This is a genomic window from Chryseobacterium sp. FR048, assembly GCF_056844665.1.
Window position 1 is genome coordinate 181,819 of record NZ_JBXDSE010000009.1, and the last position, 23,043, is coordinate 204,861.

Annotated in this window: 18 protein-coding genes and 1 tRNA gene; 3 read left to right on the top strand and 16 right to left on the bottom strand. The window is 34.6% G+C overall.

The annotated features are described in order from the left end of the window. Positions 1 to 313: 313 nt before the first annotated feature. Complete coding sequence (locus AC106K_RS23075) at positions 314 to 3,292, top strand: sensor histidine kinase (protein ID WP_482447848.1); 2,979 nt, start codon at positions 314 to 316, stop codon at positions 3,290 to 3,292. Next, positions 3,289 to 3,903: a response regulator transcription factor gene (locus AC106K_RS23080; RefSeq protein ID WP_482447849.1), complete on the top strand. Its 615-nt coding sequence runs from the start codon at positions 3,289 to 3,291 to the stop codon at positions 3,901 to 3,903. Before AC106K_RS23075 ends, AC106K_RS23080 begins: the two co-directional genes overlap by 4 nt. A gap of 127 nt (positions 3,904 to 4,030) precedes the next feature. On the opposite strand, the gene AC106K_RS23085 is transcribed toward AC106K_RS23080, so the two are convergent. Next, positions 4,031 to 5,131, bottom strand: coding sequence for a hypothetical protein (locus tag AC106K_RS23085; RefSeq protein WP_482447850.1), 1,101 nt, complete (start codon positions 5,129 to 5,131; stop codon positions 4,031 to 4,033). A 340-nt stretch (positions 5,132 to 5,471) separates the two neighbouring features. On the opposite strand from AC106K_RS23085, the gene AC106K_RS23090 reads away from it, so the two are divergent. Further along, a complete protein-coding gene (locus AC106K_RS23090) occupies positions 5,472 to 6,233 on the top strand; it encodes a hypothetical protein (protein ID WP_482447851.1) in 762 nt (253 codons plus the stop codon). A 300-nt stretch (positions 6,234 to 6,533) separates the two neighbouring features. On the opposite strand, the gene AC106K_RS23095 is transcribed toward AC106K_RS23090, so the two are convergent. The 15 genes from AC106K_RS23095 to AC106K_RS23165 form a co-directional block, all read right to left on the bottom strand. Beyond that, positions 6,534 to 6,875: a helix-turn-helix domain-containing protein gene (locus AC106K_RS23095; RefSeq protein WP_482447852.1), complete on the bottom strand. Its 342-nt coding sequence runs from the start codon at positions 6,873 to 6,875 to the stop codon at positions 6,534 to 6,536. A gap of 10 nt (positions 6,876 to 6,885) precedes the next feature. After that, positions 6,886 to 7,110, bottom strand: coding sequence for a hypothetical protein (locus AC106K_RS23100; protein ID WP_482447853.1), 225 nt, complete (start codon positions 7,108 to 7,110; stop codon positions 6,886 to 6,888). Positions 7,111 to 7,786: 676 nt separating this feature from the next. Beyond that, a complete protein-coding gene (locus tag AC106K_RS23105; RefSeq protein WP_482447854.1) occupies positions 7,787 to 8,164 on the bottom strand; it encodes a hypothetical protein in 378 nt (125 codons plus the stop codon). A 10-nt stretch (positions 8,165 to 8,174) separates the two neighbouring features. Then, complete coding sequence (locus AC106K_RS23110) at positions 8,175 to 8,939, bottom strand: DUF2314 domain-containing protein (RefSeq protein ID WP_482447855.1); 765 nt, start codon at positions 8,937 to 8,939, stop codon at positions 8,175 to 8,177. Between the two features lie 24 nt (positions 8,940 to 8,963). Then, on the bottom strand, positions 8,964 to 9,938 hold the full coding sequence (locus AC106K_RS23115) for a hypothetical protein (protein ID WP_482447856.1): 975 nt from the start codon (positions 9,936 to 9,938) through the stop codon (positions 8,964 to 8,966). A gap of 26 nt (positions 9,939 to 9,964) precedes the next feature. After that, positions 9,965 to 10,321, bottom strand: coding sequence for a hypothetical protein (locus AC106K_RS23120; protein ID WP_482447857.1), 357 nt, complete (start codon positions 10,319 to 10,321; stop codon positions 9,965 to 9,967). A 227-nt stretch (positions 10,322 to 10,548) separates the two neighbouring features. Beyond that, positions 10,549 to 10,707 carry a putative toxin gene (locus tag AC106K_RS23125; protein WP_482447885.1) on the bottom strand — a complete coding sequence of 53 codons (159 nt, stop codon included), beginning with the start codon at positions 10,705 to 10,707 and terminating at the stop codon, positions 10,549 to 10,551. A gap of 264 nt (positions 10,708 to 10,971) precedes the next feature. Next, a tRNA-Ser gene (locus AC106K_RS23130) sits at positions 10,972 to 11,056 on the bottom strand. 270 nt (positions 11,057 to 11,326) lie between these two features. Beyond that, positions 11,327 to 16,408 (bottom strand): hypothetical protein, encoded by a 5,082-nt coding sequence (locus tag AC106K_RS23135; RefSeq protein WP_482447858.1) that lies wholly within the window; start codon positions 16,406 to 16,408, stop codon positions 11,327 to 11,329. Next, positions 16,408 to 17,427 carry a hypothetical protein gene (locus tag AC106K_RS23140; protein ID WP_482447859.1) on the bottom strand — a complete coding sequence of 340 codons (1,020 nt, stop codon included), beginning with the start codon at positions 17,425 to 17,427 and terminating at the stop codon, positions 16,408 to 16,410. Before AC106K_RS23140 ends, AC106K_RS23135 begins: the two co-directional genes overlap by 1 nt. Positions 17,428 to 17,440: 13 nt before the next feature. After that, positions 17,441 to 18,280 (bottom strand): hypothetical protein, encoded by an 840-nt coding sequence (locus AC106K_RS23145; protein WP_482447860.1) that lies wholly within the window; start codon positions 18,278 to 18,280, stop codon positions 17,441 to 17,443. A gap of 866 nt (positions 18,281 to 19,146) precedes the next feature. Then, positions 19,147 to 20,250: a PAS domain-containing sensor histidine kinase gene (locus AC106K_RS23150; protein ID WP_482447886.1), complete on the bottom strand. Its 1,104-nt coding sequence runs from the start codon at positions 20,248 to 20,250 to the stop codon at positions 19,147 to 19,149. 305 nt (positions 20,251 to 20,555) lie between these two features. Further along, positions 20,556 to 21,386: a PAS domain-containing protein gene (locus tag AC106K_RS23155; protein ID WP_482447861.1), complete on the bottom strand. Its 831-nt coding sequence runs from the start codon at positions 21,384 to 21,386 to the stop codon at positions 20,556 to 20,558. Positions 21,387 to 21,877: 491 nt separating this feature from the next. Beyond that, on the bottom strand, positions 21,878 to 22,114 hold the full coding sequence (locus AC106K_RS23160) for a hypothetical protein (protein WP_482447862.1): 237 nt from the start codon (positions 22,112 to 22,114) through the stop codon (positions 21,878 to 21,880). Next, entirely contained in the window at positions 22,084 to 22,518 is a 435-nt protein-coding gene (locus tag AC106K_RS23165; RefSeq protein ID WP_482447863.1) for a transposase, read from the bottom strand. The genes AC106K_RS23160 and AC106K_RS23165 overlap by 31 nt, the downstream gene beginning before the upstream one ends. Positions 22,519 to 23,043: the final 525 nt, after the last annotated feature.

Here is a 23,043-nt window from a genome sequence, read left to right on the forward strand (position 1 = left end):
TGTTTGTGCTATTATCCCGGAAGCTACCTGTGTTTTCATCCGGGATATTTTACAGCCAAAGATTCTCCCAACGGAAGAATCTGAGGGTGCAAATTCATGGTTTGTGTCTTTAGAATCATCTGCAATGTATCATTGGGAAGCAGATCATCATAAGTACTGCAAATCTATTTTTAAATTTTATATGAAGTAGAGATCAGGCTGTGGGAAGATTTCATATTTCATGTAGAACAAGTTCTATTACTTATTATCTTTATTTACATTATTTTTGCTAATAAACAATTATGTTTGCTTTATTCAGTATCTCTTATTCAGTATGAGGAAACTTCTATTGATCTTATTTCTTTTTAGTCTTTCTGCTCCTTGTATGGGGCAATATATATCCAGATGGTACAATACAGATAATGGATTATCTCAAAACAGTATAAAGGATATTATACAGGATAGATATGGTTTTATCTGGCTTTCCACAGAAAATGGGATCATCCGATATGACGGCCAGAGTTTCATTAATCATAACGAAATGAAAGTCAAAAATCTACACTTTCACAATTTCCACGGAAATATTGCTGCAGACCGTATATTCTGTCAGAATGATTATATGCAGGATCAGGTATTGATCAACCGCAGATCCATCAAACTCAGTACAACAGCACATTCTCTCCAAAAACAGGATGTAAATAATGATTCTGATCTGATACAGATTTTCAAGATCCATATGTCGGAAAACTTTCATAATAATATTACCTATTATGTAAAACTTTCTTCAGGAAAGTATTCTTTTTTCAATAAAAAAATCGAGTATTCTGATGGGAAGAAGACCATCACAATCCCCATATCAGTCAATGACATGCATAGTCTATTTGCGGATCATGAAACATTATATATTACTGATAAAATCCAAAGAAAGACCTACTCTATTTGTGACGGCCAGGTCTCTGAGGTTGAAAATGCAACTGTAATCAATGATCCTGCTACAAAAATATATTGGCATCAGGCCACCAACCAAACTTTTATCATTCATCAAGACCGGATTTATCTGCTGAATATTTCGGATGGCAAGCTGCATTTAAAGTATCTTATTACCTACGACAGCATTCAGAAAAATGATATTACTTCTATTTATTATGACAAAAATTACAACAGGCTCTATCTCGGCAGCCCGGTAAGTGGGTTGAATATCGTTGAGCCCAGCCAATTTCAGTCTATGAAAACAGGGGCAGATCTTCAGACCAATATAGGTTACGCTTCATTGCCTCTTACTTCCAATACCATCATTGATTCATGGGGAAATGTGTTTAATAGTGAAGGAATCATTAAGAAATACAATTTTAAGTATAATGATGAGTATATGATGCTGTTTGATTCCTTTCACAACATTTTAATAGGTAGTACCAATCTCATTACAAGATATACAAAGAGCTCAGGCTACACCCGTTCTTCCACCATTACTTTTAGCAGTAAGATTACCGGTATATGCAGTGAACCCGGTCTGCACGCTGTGGCAACAATGGATAAGCAAGGGGCTCTTATTCATTTTTTTGAAAACGATCAGTTTGGTCCTGTTCTATACACCTGGAGGTTTGCAGGTATTGTCAATTCAATCCTGAAGTACGGAACAGATAAGATCTTAATAGGAGCCTCTACAGGTCTTTACATTATAGATACGGACGGGAGGAATAAAAAGAAACTCCTTGATGCCATCAGCATTAAAAGCATTATGCGGACTTCCGACGGCGAAGTATGGGTTACCACCCGAAAAGACGGTTTTTATATGATGAAAGATGGGCGAGCAATCAAAGCTCCTCTTGATCATGATCTCTATCTTTCTACAGCCCACTTTATTCAGTATGATGCTTATGGAAATTATTGGATTTCATCGGACAATGGCCTTTTTAAAATCTCCAAACACCAATTACTAAGGTCTATCCAGCAAAAAGAACCTACCACATACTACCGCTTCACCAAAAGCATGGGACTTCCCAGCAGTGAGTTTAATGGAGGTGTTCTTCCTGCGGCATATACCCTGAAAAACGGAGAACTTGTTTTTCCCTCCATGAAAGGGTTTGTATTTATTTCTCCTAAAAATATTAAATCATATTATCCGGACAAATCAGCAATTTTTATTGAACGGGCGAAAATAGACAATGGTCCTGTCACTCCATTTAATCAACGTCTGGTGGCAGAACGCGGTTCAGATTACATCGAAATATTCATCGACATTCCTTACTATGCCGATGTTGCCAATATCCTGATGCATGTAAAAGCAGAAGGAACCCCCTATCAGGACTGGCAACAGATTGACCTGAAGGAAGAGAAAAAAATAAAACTGTCTGGCCTGGAGCCAGGCGTTTACAATATAAACATCCGTACGTTGATTTCTGAGGAGGGAAAATATGAATATAGAAATATCGTTCTGGAAATAAAGCCTCAGTTTTATCAGACTGTAGCTTTTAAAACCTCAATAATCATGGTAGTCATTCTCTCATTGGGCGGTTTTGTACAGACAAGATCCAAATTTCTAAATAAACGGAATAAAGCTCTGAAAAGGACCGTTTCCAGTATGAGCTCAGAACTGAAAGAGGCTTCCAAGAATCTTCATCTCATGAAAAATGATATGCAGCAGCAAACTGAATATCAGAAAAAATTAATAGAAACAATCAGCCATGACATCAGTACTCCGGTTAAGTTCATTGCTATGCTTTCTCAAAAGCTCCACCATACTGATAACATTGAATTTCAAAAGAAATATTTTGACAGTATCCACAGGGCTTCAGAAGAACTCTATAAATTCACACTGAACCTTAAGGAATATAATGATCTTTATAAAACCGATGTCATTTACACAGACGAGAGTTATGCAATCAATGAAATTCTGACTGAAAAAAAGAAACTGTTTGATGAAATAGCTCTGGACAACAAAAACAGCATATCCATAAAGGCCAACAATGAAATATCGTGTACGATCAACAGGAATATATTGGCCTGCATCATACACAACCTGATTGATAATGCGGTAAAATATACAGAAAACGGGATCATCACCATTGGTATGAAAAAAACGATGACTGAGACCCTTATCACAATAGAAGATACCGGCTGCGGAATGTCTGCTGAACAGATCGAATATTACAACGATTTATTTTTAAAAACAGAACAGATGGCTTTTAAAAATTATGGGCTGGGTCTCCATATGGTCATTCATTTAATCAAAAAAATCAATGGCAGGATCAGTTTCTGCAAAGCTTTATCCAATGGAACGATCGTTACCATTGCATTAAAAAATAACCTATGAATAAAAAAATTTTAATTGCTGATGATCATTATATTGTCAGGGCAGGCACAGCCGCTATTCTGGAACTTGAGTATCCGGAACTGGAAATCCATTTTGCGACCCGATATGATGAAGTAAAAACACAGGTTTCCAATACTACGTATGATTTTATTTTTCTGGATATTGATATGCCGGGGACGTTATACACCGGAATGATCAGTGATCTCAAACGCATTCAGCCTGATATAAAAATCCTTATATTTTCGGCTTTCGAAAAGGAAACCATCCTGCAATATATCCACGCAGGAGCTCAGGGATACCTCAATAAGAAAAGCGAGGAAGATGAAATAAAGTATGCCGTACAGTCAATGTTTCAGACAGGGATCTATTATCCTCAGGAAATCATTCCGTTCATTATTAAAAATACCACGGAGAGAACGGTTGTCAACAGCCTTTCACCAAGGGAATATGAGATTTTTGAACTGCTTGCTCAGGGAAACGGAAATCTTGAAATATCCAATATATTAAATATACAGAAATCAACCATCAGTACTTTAAAAAAGAGGATATTTGATAAACTGAAAGTGAAAAACACGATTGAGCTTGCCGAATTCCATAAAAAGTTACATTAGGAACATTCCTGTATTTTGGGGGAATAAAAAATGGGGTTTAGTTTGTCTGAAAAGACCTGCATAAAAAAGAGACTGCTTTTGAGGCGGTCTCTTTTTTGTAAAACAAATCATGAATAAAATTTACTGATTACTCTACAGATTCTACTCTTATAAAAGTATGATAATTTCCTCCGAATAATATTGCAATACCTGTTCCCGGGCCTGTCTGCGCTCTCCAGTCAATATATTCTCCCTGGTTGAGCTCTACAATTGCCGAAGTGGAGCTTGCAATATCGCTATTGCTCGCATTATTCATAAACACGGATACGATATTGATTGGAGAGGTACTATTTTTATATCCATATATACGGGGATTTATTGAGGATGCCGTTCCTGTAGGGCCAAACGGATTAAAATATCCATTTGTTGTTACTCTGTATTTACCGGTATAAGGGGCTACCCATCTTTGAGAGGCATCATTCCATCCATAAGCATTCCCATATACGGCTTTTACATTTTCTCCTTTGATGGTATGAAAGAAATTCACCAACTGATAAGGGGCAAATTCCACACTTACCCCTGGTGTTGCATGTACTTCAGAATATACAAATACATTGTTTGTTGGCTGCCACACCCCATTACCATTAATATCTGAGGTCAGTACTTTTCCTACTCCCGCACCATTGGTAAGCTGCAATCCGGTATCTGTGCCTGATCCGGCTACGGTGAGTTTATTGGCTGGTGTCGCAGTGCCCACTCCTATCCTATGATTGACAGCATCTATATTGAATGTAGTGCCATCCACCTTGAAATGGCTTGTCCCTGCAGTTGCTGTGGAAGCAAAAGTGAGCGTTTTATCTGACATGGTAACGGTTCTGTTCCCTGATAACGTTCCATCGACACCATAAATATTGGTATCACTACTTCCATTGATGACCTTTTGCCAAATATTTCCATCAAAATAATAATAGCCTTCACTATTAATATTGACCGTTTTAGGAGTACTGCCCGTTACCGCAGCAGTCACATATACCATGGTTCCCTTCTGAGCAGGTGTATAATTAGCATCTCCTGATTTCACCTGGTCTCCCGTCAACCTTGGTAAGATCATCCCTTCTGCTTTACTACCGTCTGATGTTTTTGCCGTAATATCTAATGTAGCCGCAGGAGTGGTTGTATTAATTCCGATTTGTGAGAACAAAGCACCATAGCTTAGCATGAATGACGCAAATAATAACTTTCTTTTCATTTTATTCAATTGTTTTAAAAGATATATCTGCGAAATTAAATATTCACCTGTGTATCAGATGGATGAATAAGCTTAAATGATTTCAGCCTCCCAATAGAACTTGTTCTACATTGTTTAAAAGGAATTTTTCTGCCTTTCTATTTTTGAAAATACTGTCTTTTTTCAAGTTTTATCCCGGGCCAGCCAAGCTTTTCTATTCTACAACTTTTTTCCATCATGTTGAGACCTTGTTTTTAAAATCCGTAGAACTAGTTTTAGCTTACCATAAAATCTTTCTACACCCAACAGCCTTATCCAAAGCATGGTAAATAATAATTTTATCAACGTTAAATTAATAATTATGATAAAAAATTTATGCAGTGCTGTACTCCTGCTTATTTTTGGTGTAGCCTCCTCCCAGGTGGGCGTAAATACCCAAAATCCACAAGCAGTGTTTCATGTTGACGGCGCAAAAGACAATCCCTCAACCGGCACTCCCTCTGCAAGCCAACAAGCCAATGATTTTGTTGTGACCAATCAAGGGAAAATCGGAATTGGAACCAACAGCCCATCAAGCAGTCTTGAAATAAATTCTGCTCAGAGCAATACCTCAGGTTTAAAGTTTACCAATCTTACCTCAGCATCTCCTCTATCTTCAGGAAGCACTTTAGGGGTTGATGCTTCAGGAAATGTAATTACCGTACCCGGAAATGCATTTACTCCAGCCTCCGGAAGGGTTGTTTTGGGGGGAACGGCGAATGTAGCGGCAGGTGTTACCAACTATAGCCTGATGAACTTCACTCTCCCTTCGGCAGGTACATACCTTATTACCTATTGCCTTCGTGGTGAAATTCAGGTGCTTGGCGGATATGGCTATCTCATAGGCTTTCTAAGCAGTGCTGCATCAGCATCTTCCATTATTCCCAATACAGAAATACTGATTGTATCTTCCAGAGATAACAACAGGGAAGTTATTGGAGGAACAGGAACGGGGTCTTTAGTGGTAACGGTAAATGGCCCTACAACCTATTATATTGGGATAAGAGCCAATGGGCTTGCAGGAGTAATATATGACAATGCTGATGGTAGAACATCGGTTAATTATGTAAAAGTAACTCCATAACGGAATAGCTTATTCAAAATTGATACTATTAAATGATAGTCGTAATCATTCAAAACAAAGCCTCAGGAAATCTGAGGCTTTGTTTTAAGATGTTAGTTTTAATTTTTATAACACCAACACCCGGTTTTATTTAAGTCAAAGTTTGATGGAAATTTTATATTTTGAATACTCTTTGAATGGAAAAATGGACTGCAAAAAGAATCTACAGCCCCTTCTCCACCTTCTAACCACAAAAGATTTATCGATTCAGTAAGAGGCCATACCTCTCTCATTTTTCAATTTCAATAATGAACAATGGATCTAAACTGAGTCTTTGCAGAAATTAAAACACTTTTTCCATCTGGTTATCGTGTTTCTGCTCAGGCTAAAATGAACTGCAAGCTGGCTGTTATTAAGTCTATTCTTTGTTTGATACTCCAGAATTTCAAGAATTGTTTCGTAATTATAGGCTCTATATTGCTGGTTGATACTGAAAGAATTATGCTCATGCTCAAAGATCAGACTGTTGAGTTTAATAATATCCAGATGTGAGAGTTCTTTTTTCTTCAATATTTCACGACAGGCTCTTTTTTTATTGGGAAACTTTAAGGCCAATATATCTTCAAAGATCTTCCTGTAATTGGGTTCAGTGCTGTTTTTCATTCATTATTTTTTAATAGAATCTGCCATACATAGTTTTTACCTGAGCATTAATCACTTTATTCTTATCAAATTCAATGACCAGTATTGTTCTCTTCCCCCACCATCTTTTTTTAATCTCATAGGTCCATATCTCCTCAGGAAAAAAATTGAATCCATCTCCTAATTGTATTAAGATGTCTTTTTTAGTTTTGCCAATCACAGACTGACACAGCGTTAAAAGATGTTTATTATTCATCTGGACAAATATTGGTTATATACTATTCTAAGAAATCCTTATAGTCTCAGCTCTAAAATATGAATTTGAATGAGCTCCCTATACAAATCTTTTTATGATTATAAATGACACTTACATTGTTTTTATCATCATCATAGTCATATCACCCTTGTTTGTTACAGCCAAAGCCTCTTTTTCAGCAAAGAAGCCAGGACTGTAAACTTTCAGTTTGTGTTTCTAGAATCATTTGTTAATCTAATTGTTAAAAGCCTGACAATGATTAACTATTGCAAATCTATTTTTATTCGGCAAGAAAGCATAATTTAACTTGTGTAAACATTTTACCACTTCTGTAGAAAGAGTTCTATTTCTTTACCTATACTAATTTTACCAATGCATGACAATGATCTATCCCGGATAAGTATGGGAATAGCTGGTTTTTATAGAAAATGGGATTTTGGGATATGAGGAGGAGAATTTCAGGACGGGAAAAACATGAAAATTAAAAGCCACTACTATTAAACTTAATAGCAATGGCTTTGTTTTTACTACTTCACCACACGATATAATCGTGCGATAGCAAAGGAATGTAAGTAGGCTTTTTATTTTCTGCGGGGAGAGAGGGCTCAAATCGAACTTTAAATTCCTCTTTTAACTTTTTAAATGAAATAAGAGAATAACTGAATAATTTGAAATATTACAAATACTCAATATTCCCTTCTATAATATTGACTTCATCATCTTTTAATTCATATTTGTAAACTAATTCATACCAATCTTTTCCATTTGATGTATTATAAATGACAATTACATCACCTATATTAGCAATCCGAGCATCAATACAGACGGCTCCAAATTCAGCATTTCCATCTTCAAAATATTTAATTATTGAATTAATAAGAAGGCTCCTCATATTATTAGAATCCATATCTTCATCATAAGTTGCTAGGTTTAACCATTTTCCTTCTTTAATTAGCAACCCGAAAGGAGCAAATTCTCTCAATTCAGTCAAAAATTTCTTAGCCGTTTCAACAATTTGATTGATACCTTTAATACATTTTTCTGACATATTCATTAGCTTTTATTTATTCAACCAAATTCAGAACCTTCCATTCTTCATTTGAATAACCTACCCATAGGGTATTATAAGTTACACTTCCATCTTCATAAATAACTTTCTCCTGTATTAATTTTTGATTTACTTGTTCTTCAATTATAGAAAAACTTCTTTCAATGTCAGTAAAATATGGAAATCCATTTGTTTTTAAATCTTCTACAAATGAAATTTTTAAAAGTTCGGACATTTCTTTCTCTAGTTCTATTGTAACTGCCAGTCCCTTTTCTTTTAGGATATTCTGTGCTTCCATAGAAAAGTCTTTGCAAGTTAAAATACCTTCTAAATCTTCTTCTGTATAAAATTTTTCAAGAAGAATGATTACACCTTCAGGGGTTGAAAAATCAGGCTTAAAAAAATCGTCTCCGTCATCAATCTTAACCCCAAAATCAATATCAAAGTTTAACCTAGCTTCTTCATCAAGACTATTTCGATAATGTCTTATTGTGTAACCACCTAACAATCTTCCGTTATCTATAACCATCCAATCGATAATATCTTTAATCAAAACGTTATGTGAAGAATTATTTTCAGAAAGATTTCCAGTATAAAATTCATTCACAATACTTACATTTTCCAGCCAAACATATGTTCCTTGCTCATTTTTAAATTTTACGGCATTATAACCATTAAAACCTCTTGAAATTGATTCATTAAAATACCATAAAGAATTTTTTGCTTTATACAATCCATATTGATAATCTTTATTCACTTCTATTGTTGCATTATTATTCATAAGTAATAAATCCTGGTTATCGTGTTAAACCAATTCCCTTATCCATTCTGCTGATTTTAAAAACCGTTTCGCAGTATCATCAGTCCACTCAGCCCCATAATCAAACTTATAACGAACTAAAGCTTCATTTTTCAAAACAGAATGTACAATCAGTTTAAATTTATCATCAGTTACTTTCACAGATAGTTCATTGAATTTCTTATTCCAGCTTAAAGATGGTCTTGCTCCTTTAGCTGTGTCAAAAAAACTAATCAATTGAACTTTAATTTCAAAATCCTCCCATTTATCATTAAATAAATGCAAATTCAATATTTCATGAATAATCTTATAGCAGCCTTGATCATTTTCTACTTGAAATTTTTTCAAATAATCCATTAATTCCAGATCCGTTTCTGAAACTAATTTTAAAATTTTCTTAAAAGATATAATGTTGTGATGAAAGGTCTTTTGAAAAATAATGTGTAAAATATTTTTTAAAGTTTCGAATTTGATTTGTGCTGATGCATTTTTAAAAATACCACGAACACTTTCAATTTTAAGTATATCTTCCAAAAAATTACTGTTAGGAGAAACAAAATGATTATTTCTGAGATAAACAGTAGCATAAAAAAAAGCTTCTGGTGAAAATGCAATCGTTTTATCATTAACAAATTTTGGTATCAAATCGTCTCTAAGCAGAAAGTCAATCCTTGCCACATATAATGATCTTAAAAATGCACTATTAAATATATTATTATAATTTAATAGTTTGGGCAATATATATTGATAACTCTTCTCTTCTATTTCTGATGAAATTAGTTCATTATATTTGACTTTTAATTCTTCTACTGTTTTTAATTGCTCGTTGATGTCACTAGTTGCTTCTTCATACTTTGCAAGCAAAAGATTAAACCAACGTTGAATACTGTAAAAATCTATTTCCGAAATCCCTAATTCCTCGGATAAAATATTAGATTTTCTAATTTCCTCTATTTTAAAAATTTGATACGAATTACTCATATTTATTATTCTCCATAATTTTAAATTTAAACCATTTCTCCAAATATCACTTTTTTATTTGCTATTATATAAGGATAAACTTGCTGATATTTGCTTTCAGGTGATAGGATAAATTCAATAACTAATACATCCTTTCCTTTATATCTTCCATCCATACCAATTGCATAAACTCTAACATCTTCATCTCGCAAATCATCATAAGCTCCAGCTATTAGAATATCATACAATTCTTTTGAGTCAGCTGATTCTGAGTAGGCTCCAATATAAGTCAGTTTTCCATTTGATCTGACATGAGTGGCATAAGGTGCAAACTCACCATTTTCAAGTAAAAACTTTTCAGCTTGTTCTTTCATAGCCTTAAGCAATATATCAACGTTAGTCATTTCATAAATATATTAAAATTCGATTTTATGATAAATTATATACAACCCGGTATATCTGCACAGCGATTTTTTGGTTTAATTACAGGCATAAGATTTGGTGCAGGGCCATTATTAATCTTTATATTATCCATTTTAGGTCTTGGAGGAGGCGTATATCTTTGAATGTTAATTCCTGATTCTTTTAAAGGCTTGGTAAGCTGTGCTGATTCGTTAATTTTTAGAATTGCTTATTCCCCATTAGCTTTTGAAATTTCAATCTGTCCTCTTAGCTGTTTGGTCAGGGGTTGCTTAACAACATGCTTTATTTCTATGGTTCCCCCTTCCTCTGTCATCGCATCAGGTATTGTTCTTCTCATTGCGCTCGCTTCTTCAGATCGATTGAAAATCGATCCCTTCTTAGCTCACTTAAAATAAAGCATACACAAACATGAAGCTTTGAGTGAAACCCTATCTCCACAACTATTGATTCTAATTGGTAAAGAACATAACATTTTTCTATTTAGATGAACTCAACTTTTTGCTTGGTCCACAACTTTTGGGACTGATCCGCTTTTGCGCTTGATCCTCTTTAGTATAATGTTTTAAAAATGAAGAAAAAAGAATATGTGACCTATAAAAAAAGGGATGATTAAAAAAATCATCCCTTTCAGCGGAGAGTGAGGGATTCGAACCCCCGGACCTGTTACAGTCAACAGTTTTCAAGACTGCCGCAATCGACCACTCTGCCAACTCTCCCTAAACTCTGGCTATACCGTCGTTTTCAGTGGTGCAAATATAAAGCGTTTTTTAATTTCTGCAAAACTTTTTCAGACTAATTTGTAACTTTTTTCAGATCATTTTTCCATCTTCGTAGAAAACAGAACATCAAAAAGCATCATTGATCACAATGATGCTTTCTGATTTTACAGAGAGTAAAATTATCAAACAATCTGTCTTTCAAAAAGTTCAAAAATTCTATATTCCACAGTTTAATAGATATTCTTTTGTTTGTGAATTCCTGTTTTACTACATTTTATTTTGCGCATATTTATAAACTTTCATGTCCCTCCAAACGAATAACTGGATAGAAGTATTAGGTGGTATACTATAGGAATATCCTATTTCTTTGATTTCAAATTCTTGCCAATACATCTCATTAGCATTCAATACCAATATTCGTTGACCTGGGAAACAGGTTTTTAACACAAAAGTATCCTTTCCATATGTACATCTAATGACTAACATTCTGCTCTCAGAATAATAATCCGTAACCATTGGCTCCTGCTCAATCATTGCATGAGACAATCTCATTCTGGAATTTTCATTCACGATCTCATCATCAAGATAAGACAAACTTCCGTCCGGAATAAATAATGTATTAGGTTCTTCATTGGCGGATCTAAAGTTTTGAAGAGCCTTTACTGAGCCTCCTACTCCTACTGAACCACCAACCTCTAATGAACTGCCAATACTTGCTGATTTTCCAACATTCAGCGAGTCTGAAATATTTACGGCACCAGCAATATTTACTTTATGGGAACTATTAGCCTGGGTACCTATACCAATATTTCTGTTGGCTCTACTGAAGTTAATCCCTTCCCAACCATTATAAGTACTTGAATATTTATAATACTTATCCTGTAATGCAACTAAATAGTATTTATCCTTTTCATTATATATACCGGATTCACCTCCGTTATTAATATTATCTGCAACCATTAATCCATTCCCCGTAATATTGGTAAATGGACGGTTGAGCATTATGGAGTTATTCCAGTTATTAATGTCTGTTTTGGTAAAGTGACCACTATGCCATAGCCATCTTTCAGGATTCCATTTTTTATCTGCGCTATCACCATTACGAGATCTGACTCCTACGTCCATTCCATTACCATTATACTGCATAAATAGCTCTGTAGAATAATCAGAATTGAGACCGGTAAAATTAATTACAGAACCTGCTCTTCCGGACCCTGCCCAGTTATAATCAAACCATGATGTATTGTGCCTTCCTGTTGAACCATTATTGATACTTGCTGTATAATCTACTTTATGGAATTTATTATTAATCCAGGATTCTGTAACAACAAGATCATTTCCTAAGTATGCGGTATTAGAACTTGCTAATTTGAATGATGCCGTATTTACATTGGCTCCAGGTACATTTATTTCAATATAATCTCCATAATTATTATTCCATCCTCTGGATAAGAACTGTCTTTGATTCCAATTAGCATATCCTAAAGAAATGATATTTGATAGTTCATAATCATAATCGATCGATTTACCTGCATGAAATATCATTTTTCCTTCTACTGTTGGATTGGCTCTTTTAAAATCAACAACACCATGATTGCTAATGGTCATGGAAATCTGGGGTCCTGCTGAAAACATATTAGTTGTCGCAAAAGCCATAGAGGTACCATTCTCATCATTACTTCTTACATATATACCGGCCTGTGCCCCGCTATTAGAGAAAAATCCTATAGATCCTGTATACTGATTATCAGGATTTGAACCACTTTTCGTCTCTACCAGGAAAGAATAATCCGTGGATGTAACGGTATTTCCCCAGCCTGCACCTGTGTTTCTTGCTCTATCTTTAATCACCTTAAGACCGGTAATATCTTGCTGCCCATCAACATTCACAAACCTACCGTTAGCCCAGTTATGGGTTGCTAAAAATACATAACCATCTGACTTATGATACATATAAGGAGCTCCTCCTGATAATCCGCTTGAGAAACCTACTGCTAAGGCATTTTCCCAACCTCGTGCAAAATTACTGTCAGTCCATGATTGGGTAGCATAGCCAACGTTGGCATGATTACCCCACTGATACGCCTGATTCCATTGCTGGGCCTGGCCATAATTTTGTGTAGTAATATTACCATCTGTGTGTATTCTTACTTTTTCTTCATAGGCTCCGCCATCAGTAGAAAGTTCAAACCTATATCCTACTGTATTGGAACTTTCCCCTCTCATATTACCCACTTTCCAGGATGTATCATACCAATTGAAAGTATGACCCGCCACGACCTGGTTAACATCCAAAGAAGAAACATAGGTCTTAACAGAGTTCATCTCGTTACCTTTAGATACAATCCTACCAATGGTTTCTAATTTATCATGATGATAATCCATCTGATTATATCCCACAACGACATTACCTCCACTTGGCTGTAAAAACAGGTCATAGGCATTCGCAGTCCCGTCAAATCTTTGCTGCTGAATATAACCATGCCCGGAATTTACTATCCCTATACCCATTCCATAAGTTTCATCAATTGATGAAATCTTTGAAGGAATGTTATTCGCCTGCCCTAATACTGGTAAACCTACATAGTTGGTATTGACTGTTAATCCTTGTGTGAAATTCTTTTTAGCATTAATATTCTGAGGAGTATCTAAGTTTACATAATTCACTAAATTAGAAGATGATATAAAATCTGATGCTAATCTATGACCGCCACCTGCAGTCAGAAGATAATTATCATTATACCCAATTTTATTAAAACCTCTTGATGAAACCTGACCCGCATCTGTAAATTCTATACTATTACCAGAATCCCAGTCTTCCGCATTCTTTGTAACAGAAGGTGCAAATAATAAATTGTTATTAGTCTGTTTCTGAATGGACCAGGATTTATAGGAACTGTTTTTCAGTTTAAAAGGGATTCTGTTATAATAGGATTTTGCTGCCGATATAATTTCATCCGTATTTCTTGTCTGGTAATCTCCTGGTTTGAAATTTACATTATCCCAGGCCGTTCTCCATGGAGCCCAATTACCATTCAATCCTCCTCTATAGGATAATTCTCCTTTATTTACACTACTATCATTATGTCTTATCTGCAACTGTGCCGTCGTACTTTGAGCACCCATGTGTAACATAGGACTCTGTACATTATTTACCCCTCCTGCATCAGCGTTTGCTCTATAAATTCCAGAAGTTGAATCTCCTCCAAGGCTATTGAAGTTATCATTATATTGTACTGCTCTAGGGATGTAATTATTGTTTGCAAAACTGGTTAGCCAGCTTCTTGTAGCGACTACATCAGAAGGCAAAGTAATGATATTAGTATTATATAAGTCAAAGTTAGATTCTATAGCATGGGACCATCCTACATTCCAGTCTAAATTATAGTTTCCATATTTAGCTTCTACTTTAGCAACTTCAAATGAAAAATATCCGTTCCAGAATGTATCTGCCTCTCCTAATAGAATACTGACATATCCATCAGTACCAATTCCGACCCTTGCTGTAGTTGTAGGAAAATTATCTGTTACTTCCCATATCGCTTTTGAGCCATTAATAATCATAGTGCCTGATACATATTTGTAAAAAGCAACATTCACTTTTCCTAAGTATTGACTTTCGTATCCGTAAATATTAATATCAATACTAAACATAACCTGTTCTGGCGAGGCCTGCGGCATTTTAATCGCTAAAATACCCGTATGCCCTCCATCATCATAATACCCCTGATAAACTTTATTAAATATTCTTACCTTGTTCTGGAGCTTACTGATAGATCCTCCTTCCTCAAATTCCAGATCTTTTGCTCCCAGATTAACATCCTGTTTTGCACCATGATAAGGAACGTAATTATTCAGAGCTGATCCATTAACAAAAGTGGACGGATCTAAATTATGAGAATCCCAAACAACCCCATTTACCCCGTTTTTGGAGTGTCGTATATCGCTGTTATTAGATTCTATAATATTATTAATCGTAGGGTTTCCTATATATAATGTAGAGGGATTACCATAGTTTAAAACCTGTTTGTTCCCCGTAGTAAATGAAGTAGAATTAATCCCCAGTTGAGAATAATAGTGGCCTGATCGCCCAAAAAAGTGATTAGGCTGATCTACATTTCCAAAATGAAGACCGATTCCTTCATTCAGGGCATTGGCACTTCCTTGATAATAAGAAAGTCCATAAGTATCTGCGTTTGCAAATGACCAGATCCTATTTCTGTCGTCTACTTTATAGAATCTGTTTTGAAAACCTTCATCAGTCTGAATCAGACCTCTTGAATGTATTCCGTTTGCGGGAATAAATTGAGAATCAGAATAAGAAGAAGAGGTCAGTAAACCACCTGATAAAATTGTTTGCGCAGCGTTTCCGTTGAATCCGGCTATAGGTTTATCCGAATCCAATGCCCAATAGGCTCCAATACCTTTCTTTTCCCAAAATGCACCACTTGATATAAGTTCTTCTTTGGTCAATAAATGTTTTAGGTCAATCTGCACTCTTTTAATTCCCCCCGGATCGGATGAATTATCGATGGATACTACTCTATTTCTACCCTGTTCTAAACCTCCATACCCCACAGTGACTTTAACATCAAATCCCTGCCAGTAAGACATAGGTGGAATCCAGAAACATAGTTTACCATTAGAGTTTAAAGCAATTACATAATTAAAATAATGAAGCGTAGAATATCCTCCAACCTGGATAATACTTCCAGAATAGATATACCCTTGAATTTTTGCATCTAAAGGTAAACCTCCACCATACATATTCCCTTTCAGTTCCAGTAAAAACTGGTCTCCATTATCCTGGGAATAGTCAACATCGGTCTGAATAAGGGTTCCCGATGGGAAATCTCTGCTGGAATGAAACCAGGAGTCTTCTTTCCTTCTGGAATCATAATCACCTCCACCACCGGTTAAGAAACGACCGTCATCCGAATTGGATTTTATAAACTTTGATGCAGCAACCGGCATACGATCAGTATCATTGCTGTTACTGAAGCTAAATGCGCTACCATTAAATACCAGCTGCGCAGCATTACTTCCACTTTTATAAAAGCTAAGTGCCGGATTTGAACCGTCATAAGACCAGACCTGTAATGTATTCTTGGTATAATCACTCCCCCCTCGGGTTATAAAATGCTTATTACCTGTTACATCTTGAACAGTATTGGTGGTCATCAGGTTTAAATCGGAAACGATTTCAGCATGAGTTCTCATGCTTATTTTTTTTGTGACAGAGTTCCAGACCAATACAGTACCTGTATCGTTCGGAACACTTTTTACAATAATCTCACCCTCTACGGCGATATGATTATTAAAATATTCAGGAGCTATTAGTGATGCCATTAAACAAATCTTGCGGTTAAAGTAATTCTATATTCATTCAGAGTAAGCGGTGCCAAAACATCTATCTGTACTTTATTTTTAGATACAGGCATACAGCTTAGATTGATTTTTCTATTATCAGCAACACGATAGCAGAGATAATCAATATTCTGGGTATCCCAATCATGAGTAATGGTAAAGCTTGTGGAAAGACCATCTCCAATTTCCAGCGTTTTGGATTTAATTTTTGCATCCAAAGCAGCTTTTGTAGAGCTTGGTGTCATTGCTTTAGTGGTATCCACTCCCGCAATGGCTTCATTATTGGTCGCCAGCTGAATAATCCCTTTCACGGTATCTGTAGCATCTACGATGTCAGGAATTCCTTTTTCTATAATCTGGTAATTTTTAGGAACATTGGAGCCATTATCAGTATTGGCAATAAGGTGATCACCTACAGAAACAGGCTCGTTCCCCACCCATCCGTTTGACGTAATTACCCATACCATCCCTGTTTTGATGGTGGCTGAGGTAACGGGTGTTGGAGCGGTCATTGAACCTTTAGTTCCGGAAGGAGTATAGCCACCCGGCTGATAGATCAATGCACCTGTAAGACTCTGCCCTACCAGGTTTTCAATATAAGTTTTAATCTTGTTGGATGACCATGTAAATGTACCGGATTGGATGGCATCATTCAGGAAAATAGAGACAATATCTGCATTGGTAAGATTTCTGCCAGCTACTTTAATAACATGCCCTGAACTATTGGTAAGAAGCTGACTTAGCAATAGAAGTCCGCTTGTCTGATCTGTCTGGAACGGATTATTGGTCAGCGGATAATCAGGATGCACATAGTTCTGAGCCAGATTAATCCATTGGGTTCCGTTCCACTGATGCAGCTCGTTTCTATAATCAATGATCCAACCCGGAAGTGCTTTATCCGTGTTGGGAAATGTATCGAAATACTGAAAACGGGTATGCTGCAACTCCCCAAAAAAGTTATCCTGATGTGCGTTGTTACTTATTACTGCGTTATTATTCATAGTTGTTTATTTTTTATGGTTTAACTTTTAAAATGAGAATATTAATAGGATTAACAATTTCGCCAAACATCTTAATCTCTATGATTTGGTTGGTTGCATAGTCATCTACATTTATTTTTTTGCCGGTAACACTATCCCGGGCCTGGATGATCACATTTTCCGTTTCAAGGGTATTGGGGAATTTTGCACTTCCTGTGATCTGTACCACTGCGCTTGTAGGCGTCTTTGTGAGCAGCTGAACTTTATCATAGATCTGCTTATTAAATTCCTGTTGATTTTTCGGACTGCCTAGTCCATTGTAGTCCAGCAATAGCTTTACTTTATCTTCTCTTGATTCTCCTGAAGTCGCTTTTAAAGCTTCAATATCCTCACGGCTTTTCTTAATAAAATCGACTATTTCCTGAAGTTCATCCAGAGACAGGTCATTGGACAGGAGTAGCTTTTTAATCTTTCCGATCTCCAATGCCAGGTCTTTATCTGCATCTTTCAGCTTATCGACAAAGCCATCTACCTGTATTTTAGTGTACACATTACCCGGTTGACCAGAGCTGTCGACCGTAGCCACATTGCTGAGTCCCAGTTTACTTTTCCAACTATCAACATGAGCTGGGGTCAGATTGCCGGCATTCAGTAAAGCCAAATACTCAGAATGAGCCTTTGGGTCTGTTAAATGTTTTTTAAATGCTTCTGCACTGACAAATAATTGAGAGACTTCTCCCAATCCCTCGATACCTTCCAAAGGAATTAAGTAATCCTTGTGATAAAAAGAGGAAAATGTTTCTTTAAACTGCGCTTCTGTTGGAAAATCTCCAGTTTCAAACCAACTGAAAATTGTATTTAATGGTGTACTCATTTGATTATTGAAAATTTATTTTGATAAAATTGATAATTGGGGAAAGGCTTATCTTAGGTATAAGCGGACAGCCTTAGATGGAATTCTGTGTTTTTTTTGAGCGATTTCTGATGACATCCCTCTTTTATCATCCTATCAGTTAGTGAATTATTTAGATGGTCATCCCCCGGGAAAACCATGTATTTTGTAAATATTTTGTAATTTTTTTCCTATCAACAACATCACCCCACCCTTTATTATTCACATTCTTCAGAGCTCAAATTTCATCTTTCTTTAGCTTTTATAAAAGTTTTTTGGCCTCCCTATTCTGTAGTTGCAATAACCTTTTACTTTGCTGAAACCGGATGATATTGCTTTATAATTTCAAGGTTCAAAATTCTCTTTTTTTAAATTCCTGTGAAAGTTTTTAGCCCCCTCGGTTCTGTAGTTGCAGTAGATCTGCCGTGCTTCGAAAAGTAGAAATATTCTGAATTCGGGATAAGAATTTCTGGTTTGGATAGATTTGAAGACAAGAGACAGAAAAAGGAAATTATAAGAGTGACGCAGCTTAGTAAAGCATGTCAAATAAAACCTAACAGGTTTTTGAAACCTGTTAGGTTTAGGATAGGATAACGCAAAAGAAATGCTTTCAAAAATCAATCAGCTTCTATCTCCGAAGAACTCATTCAAATAAAAAAGGTACAAATCAAGTGATCTGTACCTTTTTATGAAGAGTAAAAAACTTAAACTTAACTTCTAATTCCCTTTTTATCATTTTTAATTAAATGGAATAAAAAATGGACTCTTAATATAAAATAAATTAGTCATTACTTAATCTGGAAGCTATAATCAAATTAAATTGTAAATATTGTAGATTCCTTTTATATTTAAGAATTAACTATAGGAAGTTCAAACCAAAATACCGATCCCTTCTCCCTTTCAGAAGAAACAAATATTTTACCATTACTTCTTTTAATAATTTCTGAAGAGATGTACAGTCCCAAGCCTAAACCAGATATTGTATGTTCTTTGTCACCACTTACTCTATAAAACTGGTCAAAAACATACTTTAAATTCTCTTTAGGAATTCCTATTCCAAAATCCTGAACACTAAATTTGACTGTATTTTTCTTAGTAATAGTGGATACAATAACTTCCTGTGCATCAGGAGAGTATTTTATTGCATTGTTAATTAAGTTACTCATTACCTGAGAGATCCTATTTCTATCAGCTTGTACACTTCCAACTTTCTCACCATTAAATATTATTTTATGATTACTTGCCATTTTCTGCTCTTCAATAATATCAATAACAAGCTCATCAAAATTAAATTCTGTTATATTAAAGCTCATTTTATCTTTCTGAATTTTTGTAACATCCAGAAGTTCTCCTACTAAAGCATTTAATCTATTTACCTGCTCATCTATTTTCTTAGCAATCGCTTCATTTTTTTGATCTCCTATTTTTTTTAGATTATTAGCAAGATATTGTGCATATAACTTTAAACTGGTTAAAGGTGTTTTCAGTTCATGGCTTACAATACCTAAAAAAATATCTTTTTGGTTTTGTAATTCTTTGAACTCATTTATATCTGTACAAGTACCTATCCACATTTCCAGCTCCATATTTTCGTTGTATACAGGAATTGCCCTGGCTAAGAACCAACGATACGAGCCTGGATTGCGGGGATCTTTGAACTGGTATTCAATCTCATACGGTTTTTCGTTTTTCAAACAATCTTCCCACGTTTTCAATACATCATCCACCATCTTAGGATTTAAAATATTTTTTAAGTTTTCATTTGGGTCGGAGTCTTTAGGAAATTGTGTGTATAAATACCAGTTTTGATTGAAATAGGTTGCATTACCATATTTATCGGCAGTCCAGACAATCTGAGGCATAAATTCGGCAAGAGTTTTGAACTTTTTCTCGTTTTCCCGAAGACGTTTTTTTATTTCCAGTTCTTCAGAAACATCATACCCAAGTGTCATCACATATTTTACCACTCCATCATCATCCCGGATAGGCTGAAAAATATAATTAATATGTTGTTTTTTATTATACTGATCTTTAAACTCATGTTCTTTTTTGGAAATCTGAATACCTTCATGAAAGGCTTTTAATAAATCTTTATAGATAGGTCGCTCTTCTATTCCCGGTACAGTATCTTTAACGAAGCTACCTATGATAGGTTTGTAACCCCAGACTTTTTCTGAAATCTGGTTAGAAATTTTATATTCAAAATTTTCACCTTCACATACATTGATGGCAACAGGTACATTTTCAATAAAGTTCTTTAGTAAAATCTCATTCTCATATGCTTTTTTTGGGCTAGAAAAAGATCTGTAACATTTATACAGGTAATCAAGACAGAATCTAAGACCCCGGTTTCAAAATTAGGAACGAGCCGGAAAGAAGTGTTATAATAAGATGTTCGTTTTTTTCTGTTAACTATTCTTTCAACTTTTAATCCCATTACATCAATTGGTTTGCCTTCTTTAAGTGTCATAAGATAGTGTTTATAAAAAGGCTGATCAATAATTTCGGGTAACAAATATTTCAGTTTTCTTCCTATAATATTTCTTCCTTTATTAATGACATTTATTACCCCTTCATTGGCCATCTCAATCACCATTTCTTCTCCAGAAAAAATAGAGGTCATGTACAGATTATTAGAAACTAAATGCTGAATTTTTTTCTCAGCATCAAGCAATTTCCGTTCATTATATACTTGCCGGGAAACTTCTATCATTACGATACTTATCCCTGAGATTTCATGGATAGATTCAGAAATTACCGGTGTAAAAAGAATATCATAAAACCCTTCATTAAATTTGCCTTTTTTCTCAAAAGCAACAATTTGCTTTATGCTTTTGTATGGTTTCCCAGTCTCAAAAACAGATTGCAGGATTTCATAAAAACCCTGGGTTTGTAATTCCGGAATAACCTCTTTCAGTTTTTTACCTATTATAGCTTCATCTTTACCCAATATTTCCAGCATTTGAGGATTTACTAATTCGATAAGCATATCCTCTCCTTTCAAAAGAGCCAATGCCACAGAAGCCTGGGAAAATAAAGTAAATAAGGACTCTTGACAAATATCAATTTTATTAAAATGAGTATCCATAAAATAAAAAGGGGGTTAAAATTTACATCAACATTCTAAATCCTAATTCAGAAATAATCATAATATATAAGGCATATTGGCAAGAATAATCTTTATCAAGCTGAAGAAACAAGCTAATAATATAGATTTTACTTCATAAATACATAATGATAAACTGTCATTATTTTTTACGTTGAGATCATCAGATGAATAATTTTTTCCATTTCGAAATCGTATTTCTACTCAGCCTGAAACATTCCGACAACTGACTGTTATTCAAATTATTATCTCTCTGGTATTTTAAGATATAAAAAATGTCAGATTTTTGGTAGGAACGGTGTTTCTGGTTTGATATTTCAGTTTCTTCATTTACACCAAATATTTTTTGATTCAATTCAATGATATCAATTGTTGTAAGTACTCTTTTTTTTAAAATATTCTTACATTCTTCTTGCTTGTGTGGATATTCTATATTCAAAATATCAATATAAATTCTTTTGTAGTCAGGTGTTTTATATTTCATTGCTGTTTTGTAAAATTACGGTATCTGCTTTGCCATTTTCATCGAATTCTATGTATAATACTTTTTTCCTGCTCAGCCAATGTCTTTTTAGATGAATCACCGCACTTACTTGTGAGTCTGATAGAAAAGCATTAGCTCCACAAATCCTTGAGATTTCTTCCCAACTCATTCCAATAAGGCTTATCTTTTCTATGTTTATCTTTTTTCTTCGTATTTGCTTATCCATTTGTATAAAGTCGTTTTAGGAATCCTATATACATTTATAACTTCACTCTTTGTCATTTCGCCTAATCTTATTCTTTGTAAAATAAAATCTATAAGCTGCCTGGTATAAATGTTCTTTCTAAATTGCGGGACAGAGTATCTTTTATTTTGTTTATTCTCCTGGAATCCTATAGTAATGGGTGAGTACAATATCAGATGTTGTGAATAGATTCTAAAAAAATCATATTCAGATAACTTGCTCCACTTTAATAGTATTTCAGCATCAAGACTTTTCTCTTCATACATTTTATTAATCTCTACTTCAGAGCATTTCATAAAGTTACAAATGCGAGATATATCAATATCGTTTTCGGCAATTCTTTGTTTTATAATTTGCCCTATATGAATATTTTTTAAATCCATCATAAGTTTTTTAACTATTTGAATAATGTTTTAGAATAGAATAAAGAGATTATTTTTTTTGAACTAAAAGAGAAATCATCATTTGTGTTTGAAGAGGAATATTAGCGATTGAATCAATGAGAACAATTTTAACACTAACATAACCTTTGATTATTTTTTTTATAACTTCAACAGTTTTGAAGTAAAAAAAAGAGTTCATTAATGACCTATAGTAAAAAAGGGATCATTACTAATAAAAATTTTTTCCATAAAATATGTTGCGTGATGTTTTATTTGGGTGCTCATTACTAATACAAAACTCAAATATTTTTTAGATAAAAGCGAATATTACAAATTATAATTCATGTACTTTTTTGATTTCACGTATGTACAATTCATGTACACTCTTTATAAAACACTGAATTATAGCCATTTAAAAGAAATTAACGGGATGAGATTTATATACGTTTCACTTATTATTGACTATAGAAAAATATATATTTGTACACGTATTCCTACAAACTATTAATCATATTTTCTTCAAATAAA